Source organism: Sphaerisporangium sp. NPDC088356 (genome assembly GCF_040685555.1).
Taxonomy (GTDB): Bacteria; Actinomycetota; Actinomycetes; order Streptosporangiales; family Streptosporangiaceae; genus Sphaerisporangium.
Genome location: NZ_JBFBIK010000017.1, coordinates 79,013 through 85,485 on the forward strand (window position 1 = coordinate 79,013; position 6,473 = coordinate 85,485).

The 6,473-nt window shown below is 69.7% G+C and carries 9 protein-coding genes; 7 read left to right on the top strand and 2 right to left on the bottom strand.

Annotated features, from left to right (window positions below; genetic code table 11):
• Positions 1-9: 9 nt before the first annotated feature.
• Together AB0O34_RS09595 and AB0O34_RS09600 are read left to right on the top strand one after the other, a co-directional pair.
• The gene (locus AB0O34_RS09595; protein WP_363914497.1) at positions 10-1,431 is read left to right on the top strand and encodes a non-oxidative hydroxyarylic acid decarboxylases subunit C; all 1,422 of its coding nucleotides are present in this window, start codon (positions 10-12) and stop codon (positions 1,429-1,431) included.
• The gene (locus tag AB0O34_RS09600) at positions 1,428-1,664 is read left to right on the top strand and encodes a non-oxidative hydroxyarylic acid decarboxylases subunit D (RefSeq protein ID WP_363914499.1); all 237 of its coding nucleotides are present in this window, start codon (positions 1,428-1,430) and stop codon (positions 1,662-1,664) included. Before AB0O34_RS09595 ends, AB0O34_RS09600 begins: the two co-directional genes overlap by 4 nt.
• 112 nt (positions 1,665-1,776) lie before the next feature.
• On the opposite strand, the gene AB0O34_RS09605 is transcribed toward AB0O34_RS09600, so the two are convergent.
• Both AB0O34_RS09605 and AB0O34_RS09610 read right to left on the bottom strand, forming a co-directional pair.
• Complete coding sequence (locus tag AB0O34_RS09605; protein ID WP_363914501.1) at positions 1,777-2,352, bottom strand: isochorismatase family protein; 576 nt, start codon at positions 2,350-2,352, stop codon at positions 1,777-1,779.
• 24 nt (positions 2,353-2,376) lie between these two features.
• Positions 2,377-3,663 (bottom strand): nicotinate phosphoribosyltransferase, encoded by a 1,287-nt coding sequence (locus AB0O34_RS09610; RefSeq protein WP_363914503.1) that lies wholly within the window; start codon positions 3,661-3,663, stop codon positions 2,377-2,379.
• 45 nt (positions 3,664-3,708) lie between these two features.
• Here AB0O34_RS09610 and clpS point away from each other — a divergent pair, with 45 nt between their 5' ends.
• From clpS to AB0O34_RS09635, 5 genes are all read left to right on the top strand, one after another.
• Complete coding sequence (gene clpS, locus AB0O34_RS09615; protein ID WP_363914505.1) at positions 3,709-3,999, top strand: ATP-dependent Clp protease adapter ClpS; 291 nt, start codon at positions 3,709-3,711, stop codon at positions 3,997-3,999.
• Entirely contained in the window at positions 3,996-4,523 is a 528-nt protein-coding gene (locus AB0O34_RS09620) for a DUF2017 domain-containing protein (RefSeq protein WP_363914507.1), read from the top strand. The genes clpS and AB0O34_RS09620 overlap by 4 nt, the downstream gene beginning before the upstream one ends.
• 9 nt (positions 4,524-4,532) lie before the next feature.
• Positions 4,533-4,943: a M67 family metallopeptidase gene (locus AB0O34_RS09625; RefSeq protein ID WP_363914509.1), complete on the top strand. Its 411-nt coding sequence runs from the start codon at positions 4,533-4,535 to the stop codon at positions 4,941-4,943.
• Positions 4,944-5,199: 256 nt separating this feature from the next.
• Positions 5,200-5,478 (top strand): MoaD/ThiS family protein, encoded by a 279-nt coding sequence (locus AB0O34_RS09630; RefSeq protein ID WP_363914511.1) that lies wholly within the window; start codon positions 5,200-5,202, stop codon positions 5,476-5,478.
• 2 nt (positions 5,479-5,480) lie between these two features.
• Positions 5,481-6,428, top strand: a complete 948-nt coding sequence (locus AB0O34_RS09635) for a cysteine synthase (protein ID WP_363914513.1) — start codon at positions 5,481-5,483, stop codon at positions 6,426-6,428.
• Positions 6,429-6,473: the final 45 nt, after the last annotated feature.

A 6,473-nucleotide genomic window follows, 5' to 3' on the forward strand; every position in this document is an offset into this window, starting at 1 on the left:
AGATCTGACATGGCTTACGCGGATTTGCGGGAGTTCCTCGCCACCTTGGACCGTAGCGGTCAGCTGTTGACGTACTCGGACGCCGTCGATCCCGAACCCGGCATGAGCGCCGCGGCCCGCGCCGTCGCCAACCTCACCGACCGTGGCCCGGCGCTGGTGTTCGAGAACATCAACGGCTACGAGCCCGGCAGGTCGCGGGTGGTGCTCAACCTGGTCGGCTCCTGGCCGAACCACGCCCTGATGCTCGGCCTGGACAAGGACACCGCGATCAAGGACCAGTTCTTCGAGTTCGCCCGCCGCTGGGAGGCGTTCCCCGGCCCGGTCGAGCGGCGCGACGAGGCGCCGTGGCAGGAGGTGACGGTCGGCGGCGACATCGATCTGTTCCGGCTGTTGCCGCTGTTCCGGCTCAACACCTACGACGTCGGCTGCTACATCGACAAGGCGTGCGTGATCAGCCGGGATCCCGACGACCCGGAGGATTTCGGCAAGCAGAACGTCGGGATCTACCGCATCCAGGTCAAGGACAAGGACCGGCTCGGCATCCAGCCCCTGGCCGCGCACGACCTCGGCCTGCACCTGCGGCACGCCGAGGAGCGGGGCGAGAACCTGCCCATCGTGATCGCCATCGGCAACGAGCCGGTGATCACGACCGTCGCGGGCATGCCGCTCGCCTACGACCAGTCGGAGTACGAGATGGCGGCGGCCATCCAGGGCGCCCCGTACCCGATCACCAAGGCGCCGGCCACCGGGCTCGACGTCCCCTGGGGCTGCGAGGTGGTCATCGAGGGTGAGATCATCGCCGGCGAGCGGGAGATCGAGGGCCCGTTCGGCGAGTTCACCGGGCACTACTCCGGCGCCCGCCGCCAGCCGGTCGTCAAGGTCCACCGGGTGGCGCACCGGACCGACCCGATCTACGAGCACCTCTACATCGGCAAGCCGTGGACCGAGATGGACTACACGGTCGCGCTGAACACCAGCGTGGTGCTGTACCGGCAGCTGAAGGCGGAGTTCCCCGAGGTGGCCGCGGTCAACGCCATGTACACCCAGGGACTGTTGGGGATCATCTCCGTGCGGCAGCGCTTCGGCGGGTTCGCCAAGGCGGTCGGCCTGCGGGCGATGACCGTGCCGCACGGGCTGGCGTACTGCAAGGTGATCATCATGGTGGACGACACGGTCGACCCGTTCAACCTGCCGCAGGTCATGTGGGCGCTGTCGGTGTACTACCACCCCTTCTACGACACCGTGATCGTCCCCAACGTCTCGGTGCTCGCGCTCGACCCGAGCTCCGAACCGGCCGGCATCACGCACAAGGTCGTGCTCGACGCGACCACGCCCGCCCCGCCGGAGACCCGCGGCCACTACACCCAGCTCGTCGGCAACCCCGAGGGCACGGCCGAATGGGAGGACATCATCAGGAGGCTGCTGCGATGACCGTGAACACCACCGTCTGCCCGCGCTGCGACGCGGAGAACGTCCGGATACTGACCACCTCTCCGGTGCCCGGCAGGTGGTCGATGCACGTCTGCAACACCTGCGTCTACAGCTGGCGCTCCACCGAACCGTCGTCGGTCACCGATCCGCCGGCCTACCCGCCGGAGTTCAAGATCGCCCCGGCGGAGATCCCGCACCTGCCGGCCACTCCCGCCGTGCCCCGTCGGCGCTGAGCCGGCCCGCGCCCCGCCTGGCAGGTCACCCACATGCGGCCCGGCCCCGGGCGGGCGGGTCGGGCCGCGGCCCGCGTCAGGTTCCAAGGACGGGCCGGCGTCACGGGCCGGGTCAGGGCGCCTTGACGATGGGAGCGCCGACGAGCTCCACCCCTGCGCCCTTCAGCTCGGCCAGCGCCGCCTCGGTGGTGTGCGCGGCGACGCCCGCGGTCAGGTCCAGCAGCACCCGCACCGCGAAGCCGTTCGCCGCCGCGTCGAGCGCGGTGGCCCGTACACAGTGGTCGGTGGCGATGCCGACGACGTCCACCCGCCGCACCTCCCGCCGGGTCAGCCACTCGGCGAGGCCGGTGCCGGCTTCGGTGGCGCCCTCGAAGCCGCTGTAGGCGGCGCTGTGCCGGCCCTTGCTGAACACCTCCTCGACGGCGGAGGTGTTCAGTGCGGGGTGGAAGCCCGCGCCGGACGTGCCCACGACGCAGTGGGCGGGCCAGGTGTGCACGTAGTCGGGCCGGTCGGCGAAGTGGTCGCCGGGGTCGACGTGGTAGTCGCGGGTCGCCACCACGTGGTCGTAGCCCCCTGCGGCGGCGTGCGGCCCGATGGCGGCGGCCACCTCGGCGCCGCCGCCCACCGCGAGGCTGCCGCCCTCGCAGAAGTCGTTCTGAACGTCGACGATGAGAAGCGCGGTCTTCAAGCCGGTCTCCTTGCTGTGCGGGGGTCAGGAGTAGACGGTGGGGATCACGGGGTCGCCCTGGGAGAGCTGGTGGGCGAGGAGGGGGAGTTCGGCGACCGAGGCGCGATGCCGCTCCCTGGCGGCCGTGAGGGGCTCGCGGCCGACCATCTCGCCGCCTCGCACGAGCGCCCGCAGCAGCGGCCGGGTGCCCGGCGGGGGCGGGCCGTCCGGCTCGGTGGTGACCAGCTCGGCGGTCGCGACGCCGTCCTCAAGGGCGCGGTAGGCGGTCTTCCTGCCGCCGCTGCTGGGCTTGCCCACCGATTTCTTGGCCACCGGCCGCAGCACGCCCTCGGCGTCCTCGCGGGCGACGAGCTTGTAGACCATGGCGGCCGTGGGCGCGCCCGAGCCGGTGACCACCGAGGTGCCCACGCCGTATCCGTCGACCGGAGCCGCGGCGAGGGCCGCGATGGCGTACTCGTCGAGGTCGCTGGTGACCACGATGCGCGTCTTGGTGGCGCCGAGCGCGTCGAGCATCTGGCGCACCTCGTGGGCGGCCACGGCCAGGTCGCCGGAGTCGATGCGGACCGCCCCGAGCTCCGGCCCGGCGAGCTCCACCGCCGTCCGTACGGCCTTGGCGACGTCGTAGGTGTCGACGAGCAGGGTGGTGTCGGCGCCGAGGGAGTCGATCTGGGCCTGGAAGGCCTCGTACTCGGAGCTGTGCAGCAAGGTGAAGGCGTGCGCGCTGGTGCCGGCCGTCGGCACGCCGTACACGCTCCCGGCCATCAGGTTGGAGGTGGAGGAGAACCCCGCGAGGTACGCCGCCCGCGCCGCCGCGACCGCCGCCAGCTCATGCGTGCGGCGTGAGCCCATCTCGATGATCGGCCGCGAGCCCGCCGCGTGGACCATGCGGGACGCCGCCGTGGCGATCGCCGAGTCATGGTTGAGTATGGAGAGGATCACGGTCTCCAGCAGCACGGCCTCGGCGAACGTGCCCTCCACGACCATGATCGGAGAGCCGGGGAAGTAGACCTCGCCCTCGCGGTAGCCGTGCACGTCGCCGGAGAAGCGGTAGGACGCGAGGAAGTCCAGGGTCTGCTCGTTCACCACCCGGTTCTCACGAAGATATGAAATTTCGGGCGCGCCAAAATGGAATTCCGCGAGGGCCTCCAGCACCCGCCCGGTGCCCGCGACCACGCCGTACCGCCGCCCGAAGGGCAGGTGACGTGCGAAGACCTCGAAAACCGCGCGCCGGCCCGCGGCTCCGCTGCCCAATGCCGCCTGCAGCATCGTCAGCTCATAGTGATCGGTAAGCAACGCGCTGCTCATGGCCATCTTCACAAGTCGAAGACTACGACCGGGGTAGGGCAGGATGGGAATGTGGGTAGCACCGCTCCAGCCGAGGTCGAACGTCCGTCGACGGACGTTCGCCCCGATCTTCCGTGGCTGACGATCGTCTGGAACGACCCGGTCAACCTCATGTCATACGTCACCTATGTGCTGCAGACGGTCTTCGGCTACCCCAAGGCGAAGGCCGAGAAGCTCATGCTCGATGTGCACCACAAGGGCAAGGCCGTCGTGTCCAGCGGCACCCGTGAGGAGATGGAACGCGACGTGCAGATCCTTCACTCCTACGGGCTCTGGGCCACCGTCCAGCGGGACTCCGCGTGAGCACCGGCTTCAGCTCGGCGGGGAGCGGCGCGGTGACCATCCTGCTCGACGCGGGCGAGGCCTCGATCCTGCGCTCGCTCGTCGCGCAGGTCCTCGGCCTCGTCGAGCCCGGCACCACCGGCGACGATCCGCTTGAGCGGGCGCTCGGCATCGGGTCGGCCGAGCAGCCGTCCGATCCCGTGCTCGCCCGGCTGTTCCCCTCCGCGTACGCCGACGACGACAAGGCCTCGGCGGAGTTCAGGCGCTACACAGAGGCCACCCTGCGCGAGGGCAAGCGCGCGGACGCCGAGACCCTGCTGGAGACCGCCGAGCAGGGCAAGGTGGAGCTCACGGCCGAGCAGGCGCAGTCCTGGCTGCGGGCGCTCAACGACGTGCGGCTCGCGCTCGGCGTGCGCCTCGAGGTGACCGAGGAGATTCACGAGGAGCTCGCCGAGATGGCCGAGGACGACCCTCGCTACCCGGCCTACGTCACCTATGACTGGCTCACCTACCTCCAGGACACGCTGGTCCGAGCCCTTTGGTAACTTCCAGGCATGCTGACGATCTCACGGGAACTGGTCGACAAGATCATTGCCCACGCCTGGGCCGATCATCCTGACGAGGCCTGCGGGGTGATCGCGGGGCCGGCCGGCTCTGACCGTCCCGAGCGCTTCATCCCCATGGAGAACGCCGAGCGGTCTCCGACGTTCTACCGCTTCGACTCCATGGAGCAGTTCCGGGTGTGGCGCGAGATGGACGACCGCGACGAGGAGCCTGTGGTGGTCTACCACTCCCACACCTCGACCGAGGCGTATCCCTCGCGCACCGATGTGACCTACGCCTCGGAGCCGAACGCCCACTACGTGCTGGTGTCCACGGCCGATCCCGAGAACGTCCAGTTCCGTTCGTACCGCGTGCTCGACGGCGTCGTGACCGAGGAGAAGGTCGAGATCGTCCCGGCCTGACCGTGTGACGACGGGGCCATCTGCACCGACCATCCGAAGCTGTAGAGTTGGGACCATGCTGACGATTGACCCGGAGTTGGGGTGCGCTGGGCTGCGCCCTGGGCATTCGTCGCCCGTGCAGAACCATCTTTTCGCGCATACTCCCTTTGCCGTCGTCTACGACTGTTCCTGATCGCAGGAATCCCCGTCCGCCCAGCCGTGTTCGCACTCGTTGGGTGCCCCCGTGACGACAACTGACCAAGGAGATTGACCCGCGATGGCCATCGAGGTTCGCATTCCGACCATCCTCCGCACCTACACCGACGGCGCGAAGTCGGTCAACGCCGCAGGCGCGACGCTGTCCGACCTGATCGGTGACCTGGAGTCCCGCCACCCGGGCCTGCGAGCCCGCATCGTCGACGACTCCGGCCTGCGCCGGTTCGTCAACGTCTACCTCAACGACGAGGACGTCCGTTTCCTCGGCGGCCTGGACACCCCTGTCGCCGACGGCGACACCGTGACCGTGCTGCCGGCCGTGGCCGGAGGCAGGCGCTAGTCATGCGCTTCGACTCTCTGATCGACTCGGTGGGGCGCACCCCGCTGGTCGGGCTGCCGCGCCTGTCCCCGTCCGCGGACGTGCGGATCTGGGCCAAGCTGGAGGACCGCAACCCGACCGGGTCGGTCAAGGACCGCCCGGCGCTGTGGATGATCGAGCAGGGCGAGAAGGACGGCCTTCTCAGTCCCGGCTGCACGATCCTCGAACCGACGTCGGGCAACACCGGCATCTCGCTCGCCATGTCGGCCAGGCTCAAGGGCTACAAGCTGATCTGCGTCATGCCGGAGAACACCTCCGAGGAGCGCCGCCAACTTCTGTGCATGTACGGCGCGGAGATCATCTCCTCGCCGGCGGCGGGCGGCTCCAACGAGGCCGTCCGGGTCGCCAAGAAGCTGGCCGAGGAGAACCCCTCCTGGGTGATGCTCTACCAGTACGGCAACCCGGCCAACTGGCGCTCCCACTACGAGTCGACCGGTCCCGAGATCCTTGAGGACCTGCCGTCGATCACCCACTTCGTCGCCGGGCTCGGCACCACGGGCACGCTGATGGGCGTCGGCCGCTACCTGCGCGAGCACGTGCCGGGGGTGCAGATCGTGGCCGCCGAGCCCCGGTACGGCGAGCTCGTGTACGGCCTGCGCAACGTGGACGAGGGCTTCATCCCCGAGATCTACGACGCCGACGTGCTGACCACGCGGTTCTCGGTGACCTCGGCCGACGCCCTCAAGCGCACGCGCGAGCTGCTCGGCACCGAAGGCATCTTCGCCGGCATCTCCACCGGCTGCGCGCTGCACGCCGCCCTCGGCCTGGCGGCCAAGGCCGTCAAGGCGGGGGAGCGGGCCGACATCGCGTTCATCGTGGCCGACGGCGGCTGGAAGTACCTTTCCACCGGCGCCTACGAGGGCACGCTCGGCGAGGCCGAGGACCGTCTCGAAGGCCAGCTCTGGGCCTGATCACCGTACGGAAAGCCGATCGGCCGCCTCCCTCAGGGAGGCGGC